This window comes from Maribacter sp. MJ134 (genome assembly GCF_003970695.1).
GTDB lineage: Bacteria > Bacteroidota > Bacteroidia > Flavobacteriales > Flavobacteriaceae > Maribacter.
The window spans coordinates 642,023-664,856 of sequence record NZ_CP034570.1 but is presented as its reverse complement, the minus strand read 5'-3'; the positions used below and the strand labels follow the sequence as shown (position 1 = coordinate 664,856).

The 22,834-nt window shown below is 39.3% G+C and carries 26 protein-coding genes; 14 read left to right on the top strand and 12 right to left on the bottom strand.

Features of this window, described 5'->3' with window-relative positions:
- Positions 1-31: 31 nt before the first annotated feature.
- Entirely contained in the window at positions 32-1,117 is a 1,086-nt protein-coding gene (locus EJ994_RS02790; RefSeq protein ID WP_126591097.1) for an adenylate/guanylate cyclase domain-containing protein, read from the bottom strand.
- Between the two features lie 244 nt (positions 1,118-1,361).
- On the opposite strand from EJ994_RS02790, the gene EJ994_RS02785 reads away from it, so the two are divergent.
- The gene (locus EJ994_RS02785) at positions 1,362-1,853 is read left to right on the top strand and encodes a DoxX family membrane protein (RefSeq protein ID WP_126591096.1); all 492 of its coding nucleotides are present in this window, start codon (positions 1,362-1,364) and stop codon (positions 1,851-1,853) included.
- A 2-nt stretch (positions 1,854-1,855) separates the two neighbouring features.
- On the opposite strand, the gene EJ994_RS02780 is transcribed toward EJ994_RS02785, so the two are convergent.
- Positions 1,856-4,015 carry a TonB-dependent receptor gene (locus EJ994_RS02780; RefSeq protein ID WP_126591095.1) on the bottom strand — a complete coding sequence of 720 codons (2,160 nt, stop codon included), beginning with the start codon at positions 4,013-4,015 and terminating at the stop codon, positions 1,856-1,858.
- Positions 4,016-4,231: 216 nt separating this feature from the next.
- On the opposite strand from EJ994_RS02780, the gene EJ994_RS02775 reads away from it, so the two are divergent.
- Entirely contained in the window at positions 4,232-4,648 is a 417-nt protein-coding gene (locus EJ994_RS02775; protein ID WP_126591094.1) for a DUF2141 domain-containing protein, read from the top strand.
- Between the two features lie 87 nt (positions 4,649-4,735).
- Here EJ994_RS02775 and EJ994_RS02770 read toward each other — a convergent pair whose 3' ends face one another.
- A complete protein-coding gene (locus EJ994_RS02770) occupies positions 4,736-5,215 on the bottom strand; it encodes a Dps family protein (RefSeq protein WP_126591093.1) in 480 nt (159 codons plus the stop codon).
- Positions 5,216-5,343: 128 nt separating this feature from the next.
- Here EJ994_RS02770 and EJ994_RS02765 point away from each other — a divergent pair, with 128 nt between their 5' ends.
- A complete protein-coding gene (locus EJ994_RS02765; RefSeq protein ID WP_126591092.1) occupies positions 5,344-6,282 on the top strand; it encodes a LysR substrate-binding domain-containing protein in 939 nt (312 codons plus the stop codon).
- 6 nt (positions 6,283-6,288) lie between these two features.
- On the opposite strand, the gene EJ994_RS02760 is transcribed toward EJ994_RS02765, so the two are convergent.
- Positions 6,289-6,702, bottom strand: a complete 414-nt coding sequence (locus tag EJ994_RS02760; RefSeq protein ID WP_126591091.1) for a hypothetical protein — start codon at positions 6,700-6,702, stop codon at positions 6,289-6,291.
- Positions 6,703-6,787: 85 nt separating this feature from the next.
- Entirely contained in the window at positions 6,788-6,982 is a 195-nt protein-coding gene (locus EJ994_RS02755) for a hypothetical protein (protein ID WP_099573648.1), read from the bottom strand.
- 93 nt (positions 6,983-7,075) lie between these two features.
- On the opposite strand from EJ994_RS02755, the gene EJ994_RS02750 reads away from it, so the two are divergent.
- On the top strand, positions 7,076-8,452 hold the full coding sequence (locus tag EJ994_RS02750) for a D-alanyl-D-alanine carboxypeptidase/D-alanyl-D-alanine-endopeptidase (RefSeq protein WP_241240834.1): 1,377 nt from the start codon (positions 7,076-7,078) through the stop codon (positions 8,450-8,452).
- On the opposite strand, the gene EJ994_RS02745 is transcribed toward EJ994_RS02750, so the two are convergent.
- Both EJ994_RS02745 and nudK read right to left on the bottom strand, forming a co-directional pair.
- Positions 8,446-8,955, bottom strand: a complete 510-nt coding sequence (locus EJ994_RS02745; protein ID WP_126591090.1) for a peptide-methionine (S)-S-oxide reductase — start codon at positions 8,953-8,955, stop codon at positions 8,446-8,448. The genes EJ994_RS02750 and EJ994_RS02745 overlap by 7 nt on opposite strands.
- Before the next feature lie 18 nt (positions 8,956-8,973).
- Positions 8,974-9,561, bottom strand: a complete 588-nt coding sequence (gene nudK / locus EJ994_RS02740) for a GDP-mannose pyrophosphatase NudK (RefSeq protein WP_126593635.1) — start codon at positions 9,559-9,561, stop codon at positions 8,974-8,976.
- A gap of 190 nt (positions 9,562-9,751) precedes the next feature.
- Between nudK and EJ994_RS02735 the strand changes: the two genes are divergently transcribed.
- On the top strand, positions 9,752-11,317 hold the full coding sequence (locus EJ994_RS02735; RefSeq protein ID WP_126591089.1) for a M81 family metallopeptidase: 1,566 nt from the start codon (positions 9,752-9,754) through the stop codon (positions 11,315-11,317).
- 4 nt (positions 11,318-11,321) lie between these two features.
- Positions 11,322-12,362, top strand: coding sequence for a bestrophin family protein (locus EJ994_RS02730; protein ID WP_126591088.1), 1,041 nt, complete (start codon positions 11,322-11,324; stop codon positions 12,360-12,362).
- A 2-nt stretch (positions 12,363-12,364) separates the two neighbouring features.
- Here the strand turns inward: EJ994_RS02730 and EJ994_RS02725 are convergent, their stop codons facing one another.
- The 5 genes from EJ994_RS02725 to EJ994_RS02705 all read right to left on the bottom strand — a co-directional run bounded on the left by EJ994_RS02725 (position 12,365) and on the right by EJ994_RS02705 (position 15,734).
- On the bottom strand, positions 12,365-13,018 hold the full coding sequence (locus tag EJ994_RS02725) for a DUF2461 domain-containing protein (protein ID WP_126591087.1): 654 nt from the start codon (positions 13,016-13,018) through the stop codon (positions 12,365-12,367).
- Positions 13,019-13,204: 186 nt separating this feature from the next.
- A complete protein-coding gene (locus EJ994_RS02720) occupies positions 13,205-14,002 on the bottom strand; it encodes a TIGR00266 family protein (protein ID WP_126591086.1) in 798 nt (265 codons plus the stop codon).
- Between the two features lie 280 nt (positions 14,003-14,282).
- On the bottom strand, positions 14,283-14,612 hold the full coding sequence (locus EJ994_RS02715) for a YegP family protein (RefSeq protein WP_099573280.1): 330 nt from the start codon (positions 14,610-14,612) through the stop codon (positions 14,283-14,285).
- 112 nt (positions 14,613-14,724) lie between these two features.
- On the bottom strand, positions 14,725-15,177 hold the full coding sequence (locus tag EJ994_RS02710) for an FKBP-type peptidyl-prolyl cis-trans isomerase (protein WP_126591085.1): 453 nt from the start codon (positions 15,175-15,177) through the stop codon (positions 14,725-14,727).
- 101 nt (positions 15,178-15,278) lie between these two features.
- Positions 15,279-15,734 (bottom strand): DUF4442 domain-containing protein, encoded by a 456-nt coding sequence (locus EJ994_RS02705; RefSeq protein ID WP_099573282.1) that lies wholly within the window; start codon positions 15,732-15,734, stop codon positions 15,279-15,281.
- Between the two features lie 192 nt (positions 15,735-15,926).
- Here EJ994_RS02705 and EJ994_RS02700 point away from each other — a divergent pair, with 192 nt between their 5' ends.
- From EJ994_RS02700 to EJ994_RS02665, 8 genes are all read left to right on the top strand, one after another.
- Positions 15,927-16,409, top strand: coding sequence for a DUF4870 domain-containing protein (locus EJ994_RS02700; protein ID WP_126591084.1), 483 nt, complete (start codon positions 15,927-15,929; stop codon positions 16,407-16,409).
- Positions 16,409-16,924, top strand: coding sequence for a nuclear transport factor 2 family protein (locus tag EJ994_RS02695; RefSeq protein WP_126591083.1), 516 nt, complete (start codon positions 16,409-16,411; stop codon positions 16,922-16,924). Before EJ994_RS02700 ends, EJ994_RS02695 begins: the two co-directional genes overlap by 1 nt.
- Positions 16,925-17,144: 220 nt before the next feature.
- Positions 17,145-17,480, top strand: a complete 336-nt coding sequence (locus EJ994_RS02690) for a PadR family transcriptional regulator (protein ID WP_099573348.1) — start codon at positions 17,145-17,147, stop codon at positions 17,478-17,480.
- A gap of 2 nt (positions 17,481-17,482) precedes the next feature.
- On the top strand, positions 17,483-19,267 hold the full coding sequence (locus EJ994_RS02685; protein ID WP_126591082.1) for a PspC domain-containing protein: 1,785 nt from the start codon (positions 17,483-17,485) through the stop codon (positions 19,265-19,267).
- A gap of 98 nt (positions 19,268-19,365) precedes the next feature.
- The gene (locus EJ994_RS02680) at positions 19,366-20,097 is read left to right on the top strand and encodes a head GIN domain-containing protein (protein WP_126591081.1); all 732 of its coding nucleotides are present in this window, start codon (positions 19,366-19,368) and stop codon (positions 20,095-20,097) included.
- 92 nt (positions 20,098-20,189) lie between these two features.
- Positions 20,190-21,200, top strand: coding sequence for a dipeptide epimerase (locus tag EJ994_RS02675; protein ID WP_126591080.1), 1,011 nt, complete (start codon positions 20,190-20,192; stop codon positions 21,198-21,200).
- Positions 21,200-22,252: a pyridoxal phosphate-dependent aminotransferase family protein gene (locus EJ994_RS02670; RefSeq protein WP_126591079.1), complete on the top strand. Its 1,053-nt coding sequence runs from the start codon at positions 21,200-21,202 to the stop codon at positions 22,250-22,252. The genes EJ994_RS02675 and EJ994_RS02670 overlap by 1 nt, the downstream gene beginning before the upstream one ends.
- 114 nt (positions 22,253-22,366) lie before the next feature.
- Complete coding sequence (locus EJ994_RS02665; protein WP_099573339.1) at positions 22,367-22,813, top strand: hypothetical protein; 447 nt, start codon at positions 22,367-22,369, stop codon at positions 22,811-22,813.
- The last annotated feature ends 21 nt before the right edge of the window (positions 22,814-22,834 follow it).

Genomic DNA, 22,834 nt, shown 5'->3' with positions numbered 1-22,834 from the left:
AGGTTTCAATTAAGACACTAGAGTTAAGTTTCTAGAATTCAATGGTGTACAAATCAATTGGTTTGTTCTTCCCTCGCAGTACCAACTCCCCTATTCGTTTGAATTTAAATCTAGAAGTACTTTTGTTGTTTAGTTCCCTGTAGAGCTCGCCGGACATTAGTAAGTTGGCCCTATACGTGTTACAGGCCGCCTCTAAACGAGCGGCAGTATTTAAAATATCCCCAGTATAAATGATGTTTCTCTTTATGATGCCTATTTCTCCCGTGGTGACTTCCCCTATATGATAGCCTGCTTTAAATTTTGGTGCTATTCCGAACCTTTCCTGGTACCAATTCCTTTTTGCTTCGAGCGTTTCGGAAATTTTTAGAAAAGAAACAATACAATTATTATTTCTTAGACCAATTTCCTTGGGCCAGGATAAAACAATTTCGTCCCCAACATACTGGTATATTTCTGCCTCGCTATCTAAAATAGCGCTGGTCATATCCGCATAATACTGCTTTAATAAGGCAAAATATTGCTCGTGACCTAGCGATTCCGCAATGCTCGTAGAAGACTTCATATCCAAAAATATAAATATTCTAACTTCTTTCAAAGGCTTGTGATACTTAGAAAACAAAGCATTGTAGAGCACTCCATCTCCCACATATTGTAGCATTTCTGAAAAGAAAATGGCAATACCCGCCACAAATCCCATAAAAACCAATGTACTCCAAAAGGCGAAATTGGCAGAAAATCGTTTTAAGTCGTCTAAAGCATCCGTAAATTGGTATTCTTCGTAATTGTAATAACTGTTGAGAAGGCTGAAAGCTATCAGACTTAGCGCTATAAAAAAAACATAGAATAGCAGCTTTAATAAAATCTTTACCCTGAGCGAGGTATGGGACAGTTTTTTTCTAAACCAAGTGACCTCACATGCCCCTTGTAGTAGACCAACCACGAACGCTCCCAAAACCAAGGGTAAAATGCCATTTTCAAAATCATAAGGGTTTCCCGTAGCGGGGTATTTCTCCAACGTACCCAGCAAGCCATACTCCACTAAGCCATAGACAAAAGCAAAGCCCGCCCATATAAGTCCAAAAGGTACTATTTGTTTTAAAAATCTTTTTATTCGCAAGACGAACCTTCTTAGTTGAATATTTAGTATGAGTAAATAATACTGGGACAACTAATATGCCTCAATATTATTTTTTATAAAAATACTCTAGATTAACGTATGATTTAATGCCAAATTATATGTTGGGAACTACAAATTATATTCTCTTTAATATGAAATACTTATAATGAAATCTTTATTGATGCATAATGAACATTTTGGTATATTTAAGACGCTAACCAAATAACCGACCAAATGACCTTAGATGACGTTCATTACATACCAACTTAAGAAGTGGATTACTCCGTATACCATTGATAGTTTCTTTGTTAATTTCTTTCTGTTCGTACCTCGCTTGGTGACCGGTGGGTTGCTTGCATTTGTTTACGCCCCTAATAAATTTGGAACCCCATGGACCCCAGACGCATTGGAATTGTCTTTTTTGGAAGTTTCGGACGAGTTTGTAGGGCTCATTGCAAATCAAGGTTATCCATTTGATGTATTTCCTGACCTTTTCGCTTGGTCCATTGGCTTTATGGAGGCCTTTGGCGGCCTTCTGCTTATTTTAGGTCTCAATACTCGTGTCACTGCATTTTTTGTCTTTCTTACAATGACCATGGGTATTTTTTTTAGGACTTGGGACGGCACTTGGGACATACTTCCAGTTTTTAGTTTCTTTTGCCTTGGCTTATTTCTCATGGGTTTTGGCTCGGGAAAATGGGGCTTGGATTATTGGTTATCGAAAAAACTACGCTAGTATCAAAGATTATCTAACTGATTGCTCGTTTTATCATCACTTATGGTCCAAAAGAAACCGATTACAAAGAAAGCATCTGCTGTAGGTCGTATGGCACGGCGCTCAAAAATACCGTTCATATTTGGTGTATCTGCATATTGATACCCATTTACATTTTTGAATCCGGTAATGTTACTGACCGAGAAAAACAATATTTTTTGTTGCGAAATCAGGTAAGCCCAGTTCATGTTCAAGCTATTGAAAGATTTAGACTTTTCGGCTAAAAATTCTGGCGTATTCGGATTGTCATATGGCCTTCCTGAACCATGATTGTAGGAAAGGCCTATTTGGGAACGCCAGTCTCCCACCCAGTACTTTGTCACTAAGGAAAGACTATGTGCGGGGGCAAAATTGGGTGTTGCCCTCTCCGGAAAGTTTCGGAAATCCCGTTCGGTATCCAAATAGGAATAGGAGGCCCAATAGTCCAGGTTTTTAATACTCTTATTATCTCTCCAAAAGATATCGATACCCGTGGCATAGCCATTACCGAGATTGTTGAATTCTGAGTTGAACTGCGGAAATTGGGTGTCAAATTTTACCAGTCCGTCATAATCCTTATAATACGCCTCTGCCCTAAAAGTTTTTCCGTCGGATAGATACTGATAATTTAAAATATAGTGTGCTGTCTTTTCAAAGTCTAGACTTTGGTCAAATTTCAGGGATTCTGTCAAAGGGTTTTGATAAAAATCTCCGTAAGCCAGAGAAAACTGTCCCTTTTCGCTACTCTTATAAGCCAATGATACACGAGGTGCAATATTAGTATCATCTAAAAAACTGGAGTGCTCTCCCCTAAGCCCTAGTTTCATTGCAAACTTGTTACTAAAGAAAATATCGGCCTCGGCAAATCCGGCACTTAAATTATCATTAAATCCCGATGCTAAAATAAAATTGTCCGGGGTTGTGAAATCGTCTTTGTAATCGGTAATAAAATGTTCCACTCCCATATTCAATTGAAGTTTACTATTAAAGGTCTTCTTTACCTTCAGTTTTAAATGTCCGGCGGTCTCGCTCGTTAAAATATCGTTGGCTTCAAAACCAATATCGTTTCTATCATAAGAAATACTTGCTCCCGTAGTTACGGTCCATTCCTTATCAAAAAAATGCTTGTAAGTGGTATTGGCGTACAGGTTGCTATTTTTTAAACGAAAGTTGACAAAGTCCTCAAAATTGATATCCTCTTGGTCTACATCTAGGTTCGCCTGATTAAATCCTGTATAAAATTTAAAAATTCCTTTATCCGTTTTACTTCTATACACCGTTTCGCCAGAAAAAGATTGGTAAGGTTTGTTCCAACGGGCACCTTGCTCATTAGGCACGATCCATTGGTACGGTGCCAGATTTATATACTGGGCGTTAACGCTGAGCGATTTGTTGTCCCAAATCATAGTTCGCCCAAGACCTCCGCCAACGGAGAGAACCGATATGTCCGTTTTTTCTTGGTCCGGTTCATCGGTGGTGTTCAATAGAAGCACGCTAGATAGTGCCTGACCGTATTCGGCAGAATACCCTCCGGTGCTAAATGTGATTCCTTTAAAAAGAAATGGTGAAAAACGCCCTCTAGTAGGTACATTATTGGCGGTTGCGTTAAAAGGTTGAAATACCCGTAACCCATCTATAAAAACTTGTGTCTCCCCTGCTTGGCCTCCACGTACAAAGAGGCGACCGTCCTCGCTCACATTTGAAGTACCCGGTAATGTTTGTAGCGCTCCTATAAAATCTCCTGCAGCTCCTGCTGTGGTTACAATATCCAAAGGTTTTAGTACCGATACTTTGGAGTTGTCCCCAGCTTGAAAGCTCCCCGCTGTTAAGGTAACTCCGTTTAATTGGTTAATGGCCTCCCGCAATACAATAGATAAGTCTTTTAAGTAGGATACGTCACCTGCTTGCATATAAGTTTCATAGGAAATCATGGATACAATAAGGTTTTGTGTTCCGGAAGCGGAGGTTTCAAAGCTGAATTTTCCATCTGCATTCGTAGATGCCCCATCATACGTTCCGTCTAAGTAAACGTTCGCACCCGTTATGGAATTACCTTTGCTATCCACAACTGTACCCGAAATAATGGTTTGAGCAGCGCTATTTAATGTGATTAGAAAAACTAGTGTTGTTAAAATTGCCTTCATGGTTTTTGAGTGATGATTACGGGGCAAAATTGAATGTTTATACAGACCTAAACCAAAACGTCTGACCGAAATGTAGATTTTTAAGACTGAAATGTATCGCTGTTTTTCAATGACAATTCACACACAAAAATCAACAACTGGGTACTTCCATTTTTCGGAATGCGTGCTTTCTTTGGAATTTTGAGTCATTCAATAACAATTAAAACTTTATATATTATGAGAATTGCAGCACTTATTTTAGGATTAGTATTGACCAGCTTTTTGAGCAACGCACAGGAAAAGGAAGGTGTGACCCTTACCGTAACTATCGAGAATGTTCTTTCAAATGAAGGTAAGATTATAGGGGCCCTGCATACAGAGGGTACCTTTATGAAAGGAGCCGGCATTGCTACCGAGGTGGTAGATGCCGAAAAAGGGGAAGTAACCTTGACCTTTACAAATGTTGAACCCGGCACCTTTGCCATAATGATTTTGCACGATGGTAATGGGAATAACCGTATGGATTTTGAAGCTAACGGAATGCCCAAAGAGAGTTATGCTACGACGGGAGAATTGGTCTTTGGTCCTCCAAGTTTTAATAGCGCAAAGTTTGAGGTAGTCGACAATGACCTTGATTTTAGAATACGGTTTTAGGTCCTCTACTCTCTCATAGAAAGTAGATTTCTATAACATTCATCAATCAAGAACAAAAAAGGCTTCCAAAAATGGAAGCCTTTTTCTTTAAATCTCTTCTGTTAGCCAAGCTTTCATCATCCAGACCGTTTTCTCCTGTTCGGTTATAAAATCGCTCATCATGCTATTCGTTCCTTCGTCATTGGCATCTGCTGATGCCTCCAAAAGCTTTCGTTCTATTAACAATAGTTCTTTTAAGGAATCCACGATTAAACGAATGGCTTCTTCGTCTTTAGTAATATTTTTACCCGCAGGTACCGTGGCTTGCTCCATGTAATCCTCAAAGGTGTGTAAAGGAACAACTCCTAAGGTTAGAATACGTTCCGCAATTAAATCAACCTTCAGATTAGCATCATCATAAAGTTCCTCGAACTTTACATGCAAATCAAAAAATCGTTTTCCTTTGATGTTCCAATGTATACCTCTTAAACTCTGATAATAACGTTGGAAATTGGCCAAAAGAATATTAAGGTCTGCCCCAATAACTTTGGACTTTTCTGCATCTAAACCAATACTATTTAATTTCATAATTTCTATAATTTTCTATGTAACATTATACTGCCTGCATAATTAACTATAAATTTAAAAAATAAACATGACGATTGTCATAAGTTTTATTGATAGTTTTTATAACTTTATAGTACTAAATTATTGACATGACCATTACACAATTACAATATGTGCTAGCAGTTGCCGAGTATAAAAATTTTACCCTGGCGGCGGAAAAGTGTTTCGTGACGCAACCTACTTTAAGTATGCAGGTTCAAAAGCTTGAGGACGAGCTTGATATACAGATTTTTGACAGAAGCAAAAAACCTATATCCGTTACGGAAGTAGGCAAAAAAATCGTTGCACAGGCCAAGAATATCGTAAACGAAGCGGATCGTATCAAAGATGTGGTGGACCAAGAAAAAGGGTTTATTGGCGGAGATTTCACCTTGGGTATTATCCCTACCATAATGCCTACACTGTTACCCATGTTCTTGAAAACCTTCATAAATAAATACCCGAAGGTAAACCTCATTATCAAGGAGCAGAGCACGGAGAATCTAATCAGGAATATTCAAGATGGCCATCTAGACGCTGCCATTGCTGCTACACCTCTTGAAATTGAATTTATAAAGGAAAGACCCCTTTATTACGAACCATTTGTGGGTTATGTTCCAAAAGACCATAGACTTAGGGCATTAAAAGAAATTACCCCAGACGATTTAAATGTTTCGGATATCCTGTTATTGCAGGATGGGCATTGTTTTAGGGAAGGGGTGCTTAATCTCTGTAAGACCCCAAAAAAATCTGGAGAAGAGCATTTTCAATTGCAAAGTGGCAGTTTTGAAACTCTAATCAATCTTTCTAATGAAGGCTTGGGAATGACCTTATTACCCTTTCTAAATACCTTAGAACTCGATACCACTAAAAAGGAAAATCTTAAGTTTTTCAAGGAACCTTCACCCGCACGGGAAGTAAGCCTTATCTACCATAAAAGCGAATTAAAGATTCAGATAACGGAGGCCTTACGTGACGTCATATCCGGAGTGATCCGAGGGGCGATTAAATTTCAAGATGTAAAAATTATAAGTCCTTTGAACAAGTAGTAGCGATCAATCCTTTCGTTTCAAAGTAAAGGAACAACCTTCTATACAAATTGTAGGACCACCTTGGTAGACAATCAATATATCTCCTTTAAAATCAGGTCTCCACTTCCAAGTGAAGGATTCATCAGATTTGGTGTAGAAGAGCACAATCAATTCCTCTTCTATTTCAAAATTACCGGAGTAATTGAGCGAAGGATTCTGGGTATCGTTATAAGAAAAAGAACCGTTCAAATCAAAGCTATAAAAGCCTCCATCCTCTATTTCTTCATTTATTTGAGGACCTCCTATACTATAGCTGTTAGAAATAATCTGCCAAGTACCAACGATGGCACTCGCTCTTACTGGAGTTTCTATACCGCTAGATTCCTTAAAACACGAAGACAATGACACCACCAATACTAATGCGAGCAGTCTTTTCATAACGACTATCCTTTTTAGTTAGATATCATATATTCAAAGGGTTGCTTTCTAAACAAAAAAAAAGCCACTTTTCAGTGGCTCTTCATTATTTTAGATAGATTAAACTTTGTTGGAGCTCTGGCTTATCCGTAATAAAACGTTCTAACCAGATTTTGAGTTCCACTACCTCTTCAGGTAGTAACAGGTCTACTGCTTTCTTTAGTTCTTTGCAAAATAATTTTACGTCGAAACTAACCTTTTTCAGTACTGTCTTGCTATACTCTAGCATAGTTCTAGTCATATAGTATGTAGTTTTATTGATTAGGTGTTGTGTAAATTTAAACAGAAAAGAAGGTATATTATTGCCCCTAAAAAGTTAAAACTGAATGGCAATATGTTAAACTATGACAAAGGAAGAAACGCTAATTTCATTACTTTTAAACTTCTAGGAATTCTCAACCGAATGAATAGTTATCTAAGTGCCCATACAATAGACTATATGATAAAAAAAGTATCGATTTATTTGTGTACGTTCTTGCTCCTTTTTGGCTGTGCTTCGTTAAAAAAGCAAACTAAGAAAGAGATTGAAACAGTACTTCACTCCAGATTTTTTGAAAATCAATTTACCGGATTTTTGGTTGTGGACCCAAGTACTAGAGATACAATCTACAATCTGAACAGTAACAGATACTTTACTCCCGCAAGTAATACTAAGATTTTTACTTTATACACAGCCCTAAAAATCCTCCCGGAAAAAATACCTGCTTTGCGCTATTTACATCAAAATGACACACTTTACTTTGAGGGTACTGGAGACCCTAGCTTCTTACACCCCTTTTTAAGCGATTCAACGGCCTATAAGTTTCTAAAAGAGCATAAAAACTTGGCCTTTTTTGCGGATAATTTTCTGGATACACCTTTAGGGCCAGGTTGGTCTTGGGATGATTTTCACTGGTACTATTCTCCGGAACGCAGTGCTTTCCCTATTCACGGTAATGTTACCCTAATAACCAGTACGCCGCAGAAGCATGTTTCGCCAACATATTTTAAGGATAGCGTTTTCTATGAAGATTATAACTTTAACCGTCAGCAAGATAAAAACAAATTCTATTTTAATCCTGCCCGTACCGATACTTTAGAAGTGCCCTTTAAGACTGGTAGTAGAACAACCAAAAACGTATTAGAAAGTAGTTTGGGTAAGCCAATACGTCTTGTCTCTAAAATGCCAAAAGGCAACGCGAGAACTCTGGAAGGTATTCATGCAGATTCCCTTTATGTAAAACTCATGCACGAGAGTGATAATTTTATCGCTGAGCAATTGCTAGTACTAGCGGCATCAGAACTAAGGGATACGCTGAACAGTGAAATAATAAGAACACATATATTAGAAAACAACTTGGCCGATTTAAAACAACCACCACGTTGGGTGGATGGTTCAGGGCTTTCTCGGTACAACCTCTTTACCCCACAGTCCTTGGTACATGTGCTACACCAACTTCAACTTGAAACACCCCAAGAAAGACTTTTCAGAATTTTTCCCGCTGGTGGTGTTTCCGGAACCTTGGAAAACTGGTACGGTAACGGTATAAAGCCCTACATCTTCGCTAAATCCGGTAGTTTAGGAAACAATTATTGTCTTAGCGGCTACCTCCTTACAAAATCTGGTAAAGTGCTTCTATTCAGTTTTATGAACAATCATTTTAGAAATCCTTCCTCTGAGGTGAAAATTAGGATGCAGCAGATTTTTGAAATGCTTCACCAGAACTACTGACCTTCCAGCATTTCTTCATTTACGTTTTTTGAAAAACGCTTTAAAAGCATTCCTATTTTTGGAGTTATATGGGTCTCACAAAACGGTTTCTGAGTGTTCTTATAGTAATAGTTCTGAAATTGTTCCGGAGAAGCTCTAAAGTCGCCAAATCCCATAACCTGGGTAATTACTTTTTCTGTGAAACCTCTTTGAGCCTTCTTCATAGCCGCTTTTGCAGTGCCGATATCAGTAGATGAAAACACGTAAACAGCGGAACGGTATTTATGCCGCATACCATGTATCTTAGTACTGGAATGGGTATGTAAATGAATTGTTACAAGTTCCTCCAGGGATATACATGCTGCATCGTAATGGATAATTAACCCTTCAGAAAATTCATTTTCCTCCCCTAAAGGCGCAACGAATCCCTGCGCTACCTTACTAACTCCTTTTAAGGATTTAAAAACCGCTTCCGTACACCAATGACAACCGCCGCCTAGGGCTACTTTCTGTAACGTTTTCATGTACTATTGGTCGTAATATTAGTTAGAAACTAACCTATGTATCTGTGCATATTGTAGCAGTAAAATAGTCTTTGCATCTTTAATCTCACCGGAGGCAATCATCCTAATTGCCGTAGCCATAGGGTATTCCAAGACTTCTATATTTTCTGTTTCGTCTATAGCTCCTCCCCCGTCGCCAACCTTCATTTTTTCCTCATAAGCCCCAACGAACAAATAGAGGATTTCGGTTACCGAACCTGGAGACATGTACGTTTCAAACACCCTTTCAACATCGGCTATTTTATACCCTGTCTCCTCTTCGGTTTCCTTTCTGATGCAATCCTCCGGATTGTCGCCGTCCAATAAACCGGCACATACTTCTATCATCATGCCATCATCGTTACCATTGACATAGGTGGGCATACGGAACTGTTTGGTCAGTATTACCGTTCCCTTCTTCTTGTTGTACAACAGAATTCCAGCACCATTACCCCTATCATAGGCTTCGCGATGTTGTTCCTCCCAAGTACCATCTTCCTTTTGATAATCGAAAGTATATTTATTCAGCGTATACCAATTGTCAGATAATAATTCCTTTTTTATGTTTTTAATCTTTGGGTTTTTCAATTCATTTATAATTTTAAGAATTAATTCTTGCTTAGACTGTTCGAGGATTTTTGTTGTCCCTATTCCTTGTGAATTCTCAAATATAGTTTTCAAATGTCTATAGTCCTAGCCCAATGACATCATCGTTATTTCTTGCAAGGGTAAACCATGAAAACGTTGTAACTTATGCCCTAAGAAAAACCTAGTGAAAATGAATAAATATCTTCTGCTAACAACACTATGTGTCGGGCTGTTTTTTGGCTGCGAACAAAATAAAAAAGAAATTAAAAAACTTCCCCGTATTGCAATAGCAGGTATCGGTATTGAGTCCAGTACCTTCTCCCCTGCCCAAACACATGAAGAAGCATTCCATGCTAGAATTGGTGACTCCATTTTTGGGCGTTATCCATTCTTTGCTGAAGGTACTTCCGTAAGAAAGCGCGCGGAATGGGTACCCACATTACTGGGGAAATCATTACCAGGCGGTATCGTAACGAGAGAGGCATACGAATCCATGGTGACGAAAATATTGAATATGCTTAAGGAAAATGGACCTTATGACGGGCTGTTCTTTGATATACATGGTGCCATGAGCGTGGTAGGTCTACAAGATGCAGAAGGGGATTTAATTAAACGAATACGAGAAGTTGTAGGGACCGAGGTATTGATTTCTACCTCAATGGACCTACACGGTAATGTGACCGAAACGCTAGCTGAACATTCTGACCTTATCACCTGCTATAGAATGGCTCCCCATGAAGATGCGTTGGAATCAAAAGAACGCGCCATTACCAACCTATTGGACCGATTAGAAAGTGGCAAGGGAAAACCAAAATTCAAAGCATGGATTCCTGTTCCGATTTTACTTCCTGGAGAGAAAACCAGTACGCGTATAGAGCCTGGAAAAAGCTTATATGGCAAAATTCCTGCTTTGGTTGCACAAGAGGGTGTTATTGACGCGGCTATTTGGATGGGATATCCATGGGCGGACGAATCTAGGAACCATGGCGTAGTGATGGCGGTAGGTGATAACAAAGAACGAGTGGTCAATGCTGCTGAAGATTTAGCAGAAGCGTACTGGGGAGTACGTAACGAATTTGAATTTGTAGCTCCGGTAGCTCGTTTGGACGAAAGTTTAAAATTGGCTTTAGCTAGTGAAGAAGGGCCTTATATAATTAGTGATATGGGCGATAATCCCACTGCAGGTGGTGCTGGGGATGTCACTTGGACTTTAAAGGAACTTTTGGCAAGAAAGGAGTTTAAGTCCGCTAAAGGTCCCTCTCTGATATACGCGTCTATTCCCGGGCCAGAGTTGATTGAAGAAGCCCTTAAAGTTGGTGTTGGAGGTTCTGTATCGGCCATGGCTGGAGCTCTTGTGGACAATAGATATGCGCCGCCGCTTCAACTAGAAGGTACCGTAACCGCAATCAAAGAAGGTGACCGTGATGCCGAAGTAGAAGTTGTGGTGCGGATAAGCAGTATTAACGTTATCGTTACCAAGAAAAGAAAACCTTATCACAAAGAAAAGGATTTCACTGATTTGGGTCTGAATCCCAGAGAGACGGATATTATAGTAGTAAAAATAGGCTACCTTGTCCCGGAACTTTATGAAATGCGTAAAGGATGGACAATGGCCCTTACTCCTGGCGGCGTAGATCAAGATTTAGAACGTCTTGACTATGAGAACATAAAACGTCCCATGTTTCCATTGGATGCGGATATGGATACACCAAATTTAAAAGCGCGACTACTGTCCGCATCAAATCAGCTGAATTAAAATCATGTACGTAAAAAAGAATTTTGGACTAAAATCTATTCTAATATTTAGCGGTGGGCATATCATTTGGATTGCCATTTGGGCCATACTCATTGCCTTGGTCTATCAATTTACCCCCTTAAAGGATTGGTTGGTCATTCCATGGTTACCACTTTCAGTAATCGGTACCGCAGTGGCATTTTATGTAGGCTTCAAAAATAACAGCGCCTACGACAGGTTATGGGAGGCACGGAAAATATGGGGAGCCATTGTTAATGGTAGCAGAACATGGGGAGCCACTACAAAAGCATTTGTCAGCAATCAATTCAGTGAAGAACATCATGATGAAAAAGAACTTGATATACTACGTAAAAAATTGATATACAGACATATTGGTTGGTTATATGCTTTACGAAGTCAATTATTGATTCCAACGCAATGGGAACATATTAATCAAGGTAAACATGTACGCAAGACAGCTAAAAAAAGAATGGAAAATTTTGGGGTCGGTCTGCACAGCGATGATATTACCGAGAAGCACCTTCGCGAATTCTTACCTACAACAGAATATGATAGACTTATAAATTATAAAAACACGGCCACGCAAATCATAGACCACCAAAGTCAAGATTTAAAACTATTGAGAGAAAAGAATCTTATTGACGATTTTAGGCATATGGAGATGCAAAAACTTCTTGCCGATTTCTACACTTTTCAAGGGCAGTGTGAACGGATTAAAAAATTTCCTTTACCGAGACAGTATGGTAGCATGAGTTTGGTTTTCGTTGGTATATTCATTTTCCTGCTGCCTTTGGGGATGGTTTCGGAGTTTGCAAAATTAGGCGAATTCGGCGTATGGCTTTCCATTCCTTTTACCATCTTGGTGGGTTGGGTTTATATTATGATGGAATTGGTGGGCGATTACTCGGAAAATCCTTTTGAAGGACTTGGTAACGATATCCCTATGCTCTCCTTATGCAGAACTATTGAGATTGACTTGCGGGAAATGTTGGGTGAAACCGAACTTCCTGATGCCATTACGCCTATTAATGATATTTTAATGTAATGCTAAACCGTAATAGCATGGTTTAAATACCTTCTAAACGGAAGCATTTCTTTATAAGTGGCAATAACCTTGTCTTCAAAATCTGAATTAAAAATTTCTTTAGTGGAAAATTCGGTTGCAACTGCAAAGGTTTTATTCCGCAATAAATCTATGTGCGGATGGTCATTGGAAAAACCCTTAGGCGAATTGGTAAGCCTTACATCTTCCCAAAGACCACCGAACATGGCTTTGAAAGACTTTCTATTTAGGATTTCTTGCAACGTTTCCCCATCATAATCGATTGCATCTCTAATGCTTCGCAGCCGTTTAGGTTCCGGTCTCCATAGGCCACCAGCGAACATACCTCTTTCAATTCCTATTTCTACGTAGAAGTCACCTGTATTGGGACGCTTATCTAATCCGGCACCAAAATGGTCTTTATATATGGGTTTATTTGGATGAAACATGAGATTATTATTGATGCGATTTATGCCCTTCTTTCCGGGAGTATCGTAATATTCATCATCAATACTCATTAGTCTAGTATTCATACCATCTAACCAACTTATGAAATCGTCACGGACTTCTTTATACCATTTGCGATTGGCGTCCATCCATTCCTTATTGTTATTTTTCTGGAGTTCTTTGAGGAAATTGATTTGGTTTTTGAAGTTCATTTCTAGTAATTGAATCGCAAAGTTACTTAAATAACTATCGTCAAGTCCAGCGGAGTCGAGATGCATTTATATTCCTGAACTCATTCTGGGCAGCGCCTGTCCTGATCAAAGCCAAAGGCCCGAACTGACAAAAAATCTAATTTGGAAGTCCTTTCTCCTCTTGAAAGGGTAATAAAGAATGGAACTTTAAAACCCTCTATCTCCTCCGATTACATCGCCTAAAGTACCCAATATACTTCCTTCGCCTTTATCCTTTCCTCCCCTTGGGATAGCAGCCAAAACACGACCCGCCAATCTACTGAAGGGTAAGGATTGTATGTATACCGTTCCAGGACCTCTTAGGGTTGCAAAGAAAAGCCCCTCGCCCCCAAAAACCGTATTTTTTATTCCGCCGACAAACTCAATATCGTAATCTACGGTTTGCGAAAAACCGACAATACAACCGGTATCAACTTTAAGAACTTCTCCTACTGCTAGTTCTTTTTTGGCCATGGTTCCGCCCGCATGTACAAAGGCCATGCCATCGCCCTCTAGCTTTTGCATGATGAAACCTTCACCTCCAAAAAGTCCCCTGCCTAATTTCTTGGAAAATTCTATACCGACGGAAACTCCTTTTGCGGCGCAGAGAAAAGCATCTTTCTGGCAAATGAATTTTCCTCCTTTTTCGGATAGGTCAATTGGTAATATTTTTCCTGGATAGGGCGATGCAAAACTAACTTGCTTCTTTCCCTGACCAACGTTCAAAAAGGCGGTCATAAAAAGACTTTCTCCTGTGAGCATTCGTTTTCCTGCGGAAAATATTTTACCTAGGACACTACTGTCCTGGTTGGAACCATCTCCAAAAATGGTGTCCATTTTTATATCGGTATCCATCATCATAAAACTTCCTGCTTCGGCCACTACAGCCTCTTGAGGGTCTAGCTCTATTTCTACATATTGCATTTCTTCCCCGTAAATCTCGTAATCTATTTCATGTGCGTTCATAAGTTGTGTTTTATCATTTCGGCGTATACCGAAATCTAATTGTTTTTTGTTGATACGTATTAGTTGCAATTAATACTATGATTGTTACAATCATAAACAAATTTTAATTTAAGAATCATTAAAATTTAAAATAAACTACCACAGGGAAAGCCCGCGAGGCATTCGTAGGAAATGAACACTTCATTTCAAGGCAAGCCCCAAGTTATAATACCCTTTGGCGGTGCCAATAAAAAAGGCAGCCTTACGGACCGCCTTCATATATTAGGATAAAAAGTTTATTCTAAGAATTATCCACTACCTCCGCATCTGGAGCGTTTTTCTTTACTGAAGCAATACCGTTTTCCATACCATCTTTAGAAGAATACATTTCGCTCTTGCCGATGATTTGACCGTTGGTTGAGTTTAATGTAAAGAAAGGGCTGCCATCCTTAGCCGTCTTGCGCTCAAAACGAGCATCGTCCTGAGAGTTGGTGCGTACCGATTCTATTCCGTTCTTGCATCCGTCTTTGCTGGCATACGATTGACTCGTTAAAATTACTTGTCCGTTACCGGCTTTAAGATTGAACATTGTTTTGCCAGAACTTCCTGTTTTAATTTCAAATTTACCCATTGCTAATTTAATTTATAGTTTCCCTAAAGTTACTAAAAAACAGGAGTACGAGCACTATTGGCCAAAAAATTAACGCACGATAGTACTCACATTTGGAAGAAGTTTTCCAGGCCTAATTTACGGATATGAGGGTAATATCGAATATAAGTACCGCACCGCCGGGTATACCGCTTCTACCTCTAGTGCCATAAGCAAGTCTAGAGGGAATCAAAAGAATACCACTACCACCTTCGTTAAAATAGGTGATGCCTTCCGTCCAACCCGCAATTACACCACTAAGATCAAAAGAGATACCCTCCGAATTACTTTCATCGAAAACCGTACCGTTCGTAAAGTAACCTCTATATGCGACAGTAACATTTGAACTTGCCGTGGGGCTGCTCCCCGAACCGGCTTCGTTTATAACATAGTACAGTCCGGAATCACTTCTTTGTGCATTTAAGCCTTGTGCACTTATATACTCCAGTATTTCCTCTTCATTGGCTGCAGTAAAATCTTTTACGGAATCGTCGGAACCACAATTCATAAAGAGTAAGATCATAAGGGGAATTAAAAATTTTTTCATATCAATTAACTTCAGTTTTTAGTTTGCTGTTCTTTTAAGTAAGGTTAGTACGTAGCAACTAGCGCTAACTTACCAAGGTCATCTTGTATCTACAACCAAATTTATTTCTTAAGACGTACCGTCCATTCAAAGTTAAAGGTACTGACCACCACCCCATCTTCATTGACACCTACGGATTTCATCCATATGGTCTGCCCCTCTCCCGTAGCAATGGTTTTATCCAAAGCATCCTTAATAAGATGGCCATCCTCGCAGGTAAATGTTATTCTTCCTGTCGCTTTTTTAGAAAAATTTGCATTGTTATTGGCAACGAGCATGGAAATTTTCTTGCCGCTTTCTCTAATCTGGTCAATCATCATGGCACCGGTAGATAGCTCTGCCGCCATTCCCTGAACCGCCCAAAACATGCTTTTGAACGGATTTTGATTAAACCATTTGTGCTTTACCGTAACAATTGCCTTCTTTTCGTCTAAATGACGCAAACGCACGCCAGACCACCATGCAGAGGGTAATTTAAAAAAGGTGAACGTATTGAATTTACTAACGCTTTCCGCCATTTTGTTCTTAATTTTTGCTAAAAGTATTGATTTAAATCAACAGTGTAAAATGTTAATATTATGTTAATTATTAGTACTATGTGTTGCATAGTACCTTCTTTTAGATATATATTTGCATAAGAAGTTATTAGGTTATCTATATAATTAGTTTTAGCACAGTAACAGAAATCAATCAATAGTAATGAGCAAATCATGACAGAATCATTAACAAAACACGAACGTAATTTAGCATCGCTCATACATGCGAGCACGTTTTCTAAATTCTTTATTCCCTTCGGGAACTTCATCATTCCATTGGTATTATGGACAGCGAATAAAAAAGAGTACGAGTTTGTAGATTATAACGGAAAGCAAGCTTTGAATTTTCAGATAAGTATGCTCCTCTACTCTATCATCTTAGGTATTATCAGTATTCCCTTCTTTGTTGGTTTTTTACCTAATATTTTTGATTTTGACCATTTTGGATTTAATCACCTAAATGGTTACAACAATCTTAATCTAAATTTTGACAGTGACGATTTTAGGTTCGGTTCTTGGCTTTTACCCATAGGAATATCAGGTTTGGTACAAGGAGCCCTGTTCGTAGTAAATATCGTGTACACCATTCTAGCAACTATTAGGACTAATGAAGGACAAACCTTTCAATATCCTATAACCATAAAATTCATAAAATAATGATCAACTTACTAAAAGCACTCGTATATATCATCGTAGCCTTCTTTACAAGTTTGGCCATGGGCCAAGTGGCTACCGATTCAGAATTACACCAGCAGTTGGCTCAAAAAGATAGCTTGTTATTCCAAGCGGCCTTTGACACCTGCAACACTCCTTTATTAGAGGAACTTTTTACAGAAGATTTTGAATTCTATCACGATAAGGGAGGATTAACAGAAGGTAGGGACGCCTTTATAAACCCTATGAAGGAAAATTGTGCCAATTGGGACCCAAAAGACTTGCAACCTTCGAAAAGAATCCTGATCGCTAACAGTCTTAAAGTTTTTCCACTTTACAAGAACGGAGAACTATACGGAGCCATACAGCACGGGGTTCATCGTTTTGAATCTCTGGACGGTGATAAGATTTATCAGAAGGGAGATATTGCCAAATTTACCCATGTATGGGTGAAAGAAGATGCGCAATGGAGGATAAAGAGGGAATTAAGTTATGACCATCAGTACAAAGAAAATTAAAATCTAGGTACTCATCACACCTAAGGAGTTTATTCATCAACCTGAACCAAAAAGAGTAAAATTATCAATACGCCCTGAACGTTTTTCAGGAACTCACTAATCATGAGCCAAATGTTTATTCATCAATCAAAAAACGAACCGTTAACCCATGCAGACCATTACAGAAAACAAGGAGCAATCCCCACAAAGAAGAAAGCTGCATAAAAAGCAAAAAGACGTTATGAATGTAGAAAATACAAAGGCGCAAATGCGGAAAGGAGTTTTGGAGTATTGCATACTGTCCATCCTAAACGGAGAAGACAAATATGCTTCCGAAATCCTATCAACGCTAAAAGACGCCAAAATGCTGGTGGTAGAGGGAACCATTTATCCTCTCTTAACACGACTAAAGAATGCAGGTCTTCTAAACTATCGTTGGGAAGAGTCTACCTCCGGACCACCAAGAAAATATTATACACTTACAGAGACCGGTAAACTTTTCCTTAAGGAATTGGATACCACCTGGGACGAATTACGTAAAGCCACTAACCTGGTAACCAACTCAAAAAACAGCTAACGATGAACAAGACGATAAATATTAATCTAGCGAACACGCTCTTTCATATGGACGAAGATGCGTACAACAAAATGCGAAGGTATTTGGAAACCGTAAAACGGTCCTTTGCCAATACACCGGGAAGCGATGAAATCTTAGCGGATATCGAAGCTCGTATTGCCGAACTTTTCTATGAGAAATTAGAGAACGAAAGGCAAGTAATTACACAAAAAGAAGTAGACGAAGTCATTGCCATTATGGGCCAACCAGAAGATTATATGGTGGATGAGGATATCTTTGAAGATGAACCTAGGTCCAAAACTTCTACACAACAGACCCGTGTAAAAAAATTGTATCGAGACACGGAGCACAAATATGTGGCCGGCGTATCTTCCGGTCTGGCACACTATTTAGGTATTGACCCGCTATGGGTAAGAATCCTATGGGTCTTTTTGACCATTGGCTCGGGTGGCGGATTTATACTTCTTTATGGTTTACTTTGGATATTGATTCCTGAAGCCAGCACTACTGCACAGAAATTGGATATGCGCGGCGAGGCGGTAAACATCAGTAATATTGAGCGTAAAGTTAAAGAGGGTTTTGAGGACGTTGCGGATCGTGTAAAAAGTGTGGACTACGATAAAGTAGGCGACACCGTCAAAAAAGGGGGCAAAACATTTTTCGATACGCTTGGGGATATCATCATGTTCCTTTTCAAAATTTTTGGAAAGTTCATTGGAATTCTACTGATCATCATAGGAGCTTCTACACTAATTGGTCTATTTATAGGACTACTTTTCGTGGGTGTCATGGATATGGTACATGTTCCCGGAATAGACTTTTACAATGTGGTAAATTCTAGTAACCTACCTATTTGGTTGGTGTCTCTACTGGCTTTCTTCGCTATTGGCATTCCGTTCTTTTTCCTACTTTATTTGGGATTAAAGATTTTAGTGACCAACTTAAAGTCTATTGGCAACATAGCCAAGTTCAGTTTATTGGGATTATGGTTACTTTCCATCATTCTTCTAGTAGTATTCGGCATTCGTGAAGCGGCCAGTCATGCCTACTCTGGCAGTACTACTTCAGAAAGTGAAATCTATATAGAAAACCCGTCCGATACCTTGAACATTAACCTGGTAACTTATGATTACGACAGGGACAATCAAATGCATATGGGCAATATGATCGTTACACACGATGATGACGGGAACAAAATTTTAGTTTCCAGAGATGTAAGATTACGACTGAAAAAGTCCAAGGATTCCCTGTTACGAATGGAAATCCGTAAGGAAGCTAACGGTCCTTCTTTTGCTAGGGCGAAGGAAATAGCGGAAAAAATAAATTACAGCTACCAAGTGGAAGGGAATACCATCGAATTTAATGATTTTCTCGCCACCTCCGGTGATAGCAAATTCAATGATCAGGAGGTACGAGCCAGTCTTTACATACCCGTTGGAACAATACTTACCTATGACAGTGGTACTTCTCGTAGCTGGATGCTCCATGCCGATACCGACAGGGATACGAACGACATAGAAGATTATGCGTGGAAAATGACGGACGCTGGAGAATTGGAATGTTTGGATTGCCCAGATAATCTGGACTATGAGGATGGCGATGGAAATAATCGCATTCGTATTAACGAGAACGGAATAGATATTAACATCAACGAAGACGGAGAAATGGGTAAAATCATTATCAACGAAGACGGAATAGATATAGATGTGCAAGATAACGGGGAGTCCTTTAAAATGAAGTTAGACGAAAATGGCGTAAAGATAAAAGCTAAGGACGACGACCAGTAAAGTGACGGTTCATAGCTCTATTTCAACAACTGGGTACATTATAATCGTATCAAATTAAAAAAATAAAGAGTTTTACATCAATCTTAAAAACAACAATCATGACAACACTAGTTAGAATTTCAATCGCATTATTTTTGGCACTATTCCTATCATCCTGTGCCTTTGACGTTAACTTCGGGGACTTCGGTACCGGAAAAAAAGGAAACGGCGTAGTCGTAGAGGAAAATAGAGATATTACGGACGATTTTACGAACGTTTCCGCATCAGAAGGCATAGAGGTATATGTTACGCAGGCAAGTGATTTCTCCATTTCGGTAGAGGCGGACGAAAATGTAATCGACCTTATTGGAACGGATATTAAAAATGGTAAATTGAGAATTCATGCCATTGAAAATATTGGTAGGGCTACAAAAAAGGTTTTCGTATCACTGCCCAACGTTACTGGTCTGGAAAGTTCCAGCGGAGCACATTTAACGGCCCAGAATACTATTAAGAGTAATGAATTGAGTATCGAGTCCAGTAGCGGGTCTATTCTCACAGCGGAAATAGATGCCACGGAATTGGAATTGGATGCCAGTAGTGGTGCCAATGTTGATGTTTCCGGAAAAGCGAAAGAAGTCTATGTGGATGGTAGCAGTGGTGCCAATATTAGAGCTAAAAACCTGATGGCGCAGGAATGTAGAGCAGAAGCCAGTAGCGGCTCTAATGTCAGTGTTCATGTATCCGAAGCATTAACGGCGGACGCTAGTAGCGGTGGAAATATTTCGTATTCCGGTGAGGCAACGGTTAAAAAGAATAAATCGGTTTCCGGTAGTGTACATAAGTACTAAATACCTCAGATTAAATTAAAATACACCAAAACCCGCTGAAATATCAGCGGGTTTTGGTGTTATCCCCTAAGGCTTATTACTATATTAGTAGTATGCAAATTAGCCTTAAAAAATACGTGCTTTCCTTAAAGCACACTTTTAGTATCTCTAGGGAATCCCATGATCACCAAAACACCTTGATCGTTGGTCTAACACTGAACGGACAAACTGGGTATGGTGAAGCGACCGCCAATCCTTACTACAATGTTTCGGTAGATAGTATGATGGTCGAAATTGAAAGGATACAAACAGAAATTAATAGCTTTAAATTCACGACGCCTGAAATATTCCATGCCTTTTTACTTTCCAAAGGACTAACGAATTTCGCCATCTGCGCGCTAGATTTGGCCGCTCATGATCTCTATGGTAAACTGCTACAAAAACCGCTTCATAAAATTTGGGGTACAAGTACGGATTCCTATCCAACAACGAACTATACCATAGGAATAGCCTCCATAGCGAAGATGGTGGAGAAAATGAAGGAATTTCCTTGGCCCGTTTACAAAATAAAGCTCGGTACAGAAGATGATGTCGCTATCGTAAAAGAACTAAGAGCCCATACGGACGCCGTTTTTCGGATTGATGCCAATTGCGCATGGACCCCTGAGGAAACTATTAAAAATGCACCCTTACTTAAAGATTTGGGGGTAGAATTTTTAGAACAACCCCTAAAGGCAGACGATTGGCAAGGTATGGAACTAGTAATGCATCATAGTGTTTTACCCGTAATTGCAGACGAAAGCTGTATTCTAGAAACAGATGTTGAAAAATGCGGTTTACATTTTAGTGGCATCAATATTAAGCTCACTAAATGCGGGGGCTTGACCCCTGCCCTACGGATGATCAAACAAGGAAAAGAACTGGGGCTTAAGATTATGGTGGGTTGTATGACGGAGTCTACCGTAGGTATATCCGCGATTGCTCAATTATTACCTCAGTTAGATTATGTAGATATGGACGGTGCCCTGCTTCTAAAAGAAGATATTGCCCATGGTGTGCAAATTGCATCTGATGCTACGGTAATATTCCCTAAATTAGGTGGTAGCGGTATAACCCTAGTATAATGGCTATCCAGATAGATTCTTTTCCAGGACGTGAAGTGTATGTTAAAGGTAACCCTTACCTATATTTTGGCGGAACATCTTATCTAGGGTTACAGGACTTACCCGAGTTTCAAGAATTGTTCATCAAACACATCCGAAACTACGGAACCAATTACGGGGCCTCAAGAAAATCTAACGTTCAATTTTCAGTTTTCGATAAGGCGGAAAGGCATTTAGCGCAATTAGCAGGTAGCGAAGCGTGTATTACCCTCTCTTCCGGTTATTTGGCAGGCCAATTCCTTTCGGGGTTCATGCAAGCACAAAAACATAAGCTTTTTTATGTACCACATACCCACTCCGCACTTTTCCGAAAAGCGTCCAAAAGCTATGTTACTTACGCCAGTCTCAATTTCGCCTTAGAGAGCCATTTGAAAAGTACCAATAAAGCAACCCCAGTACTATTTCTGGATTCCATAGACTTTTCGGGAGGAAATTTTCCTGATTTCCAGGGTTTAAAGAATTTGCCTTTGGGCAAACTTATTATGGTAGTGGACGATTCTCATGGCATAGGAATACTTGGGGCCAATGGCGGAGGTATTTACCAAACCCTTAATAGGCTCGGGGCTAAAGAACTATTTGTCTGTTGCTCTTTAGGAAAAGGATTTGGCCTACAGGCCGGAGCTATTTTCGGAAAAAAAGAAGACTTGGAAGTTTTGAAGAAGTCCCCTTTGTATGGTGGTTCTAGTCCTGCTAGTCCTGCTGCAATGGCGACTTTACTTGAGGCAGATACCATTTATGAAAATAGAAGAAACAAGCTGCAGGAAAATTTAGCATTTTTTCTTCAACATTTAGTGCGCAATAAAAAATTACGATATATGGAGGGCCATCCCACCATATCTTTCCAAAACTCGGCCCTTGTTGATTATTTATTTGAAAATAAAATCATTGTTACTGATTTCAAATACCCGAACGAAGACTCGGAAACCATGAGCAGAATTGTTATTTCAGCAAACCATACCAGAGACGATTTAAAAAAATTAATACAGCTACTGAACAGCTTTGATTACGAATAAATAAAATTTTAATGAAATATTTATTTAATCCGTAATTATTAGGTGCATTTCTTATGAATTTAACTTTTTAAATCGTATCTTTTATGGTATTAATAACCATTAAAATAGATAGCCATGAAAAAATTACTTGGATTGGTTTTTTTGATGTTGTTATTGGTATCCGCAACCAATATCACTTCTTCAAAGCTACAAAGCGCCTCCTCCTTAGAGGGCACCTGGGAACTTATTAACCGATACAATTACGACGAATCGGGTGTATCGGACACACTTCAAAACGTTAATGGATACAGACAGATCAAAATTTATAGTAAAGGGAAGGTCATGTGGACGCGTTATGCCCCTGATGATCCTGCTGAATGGTTCGGCTATGGGTCTTACACCAATACGGAAAATGAATTAGAGGAGCGGTTGGAATATGGTTCCGCCGTAATGATGGGGATTCAAGATACCGTTCAGGTCTTCACTTTTGAGTTGATTCTTGATAGCGACCGGTACAGTCAAATTTCATTGGACGATGAGGGGAATAGAACCTTTGCAGAGAATTATCGAAGAATTGACTAATGAAAGTTTAACAATAAAAAA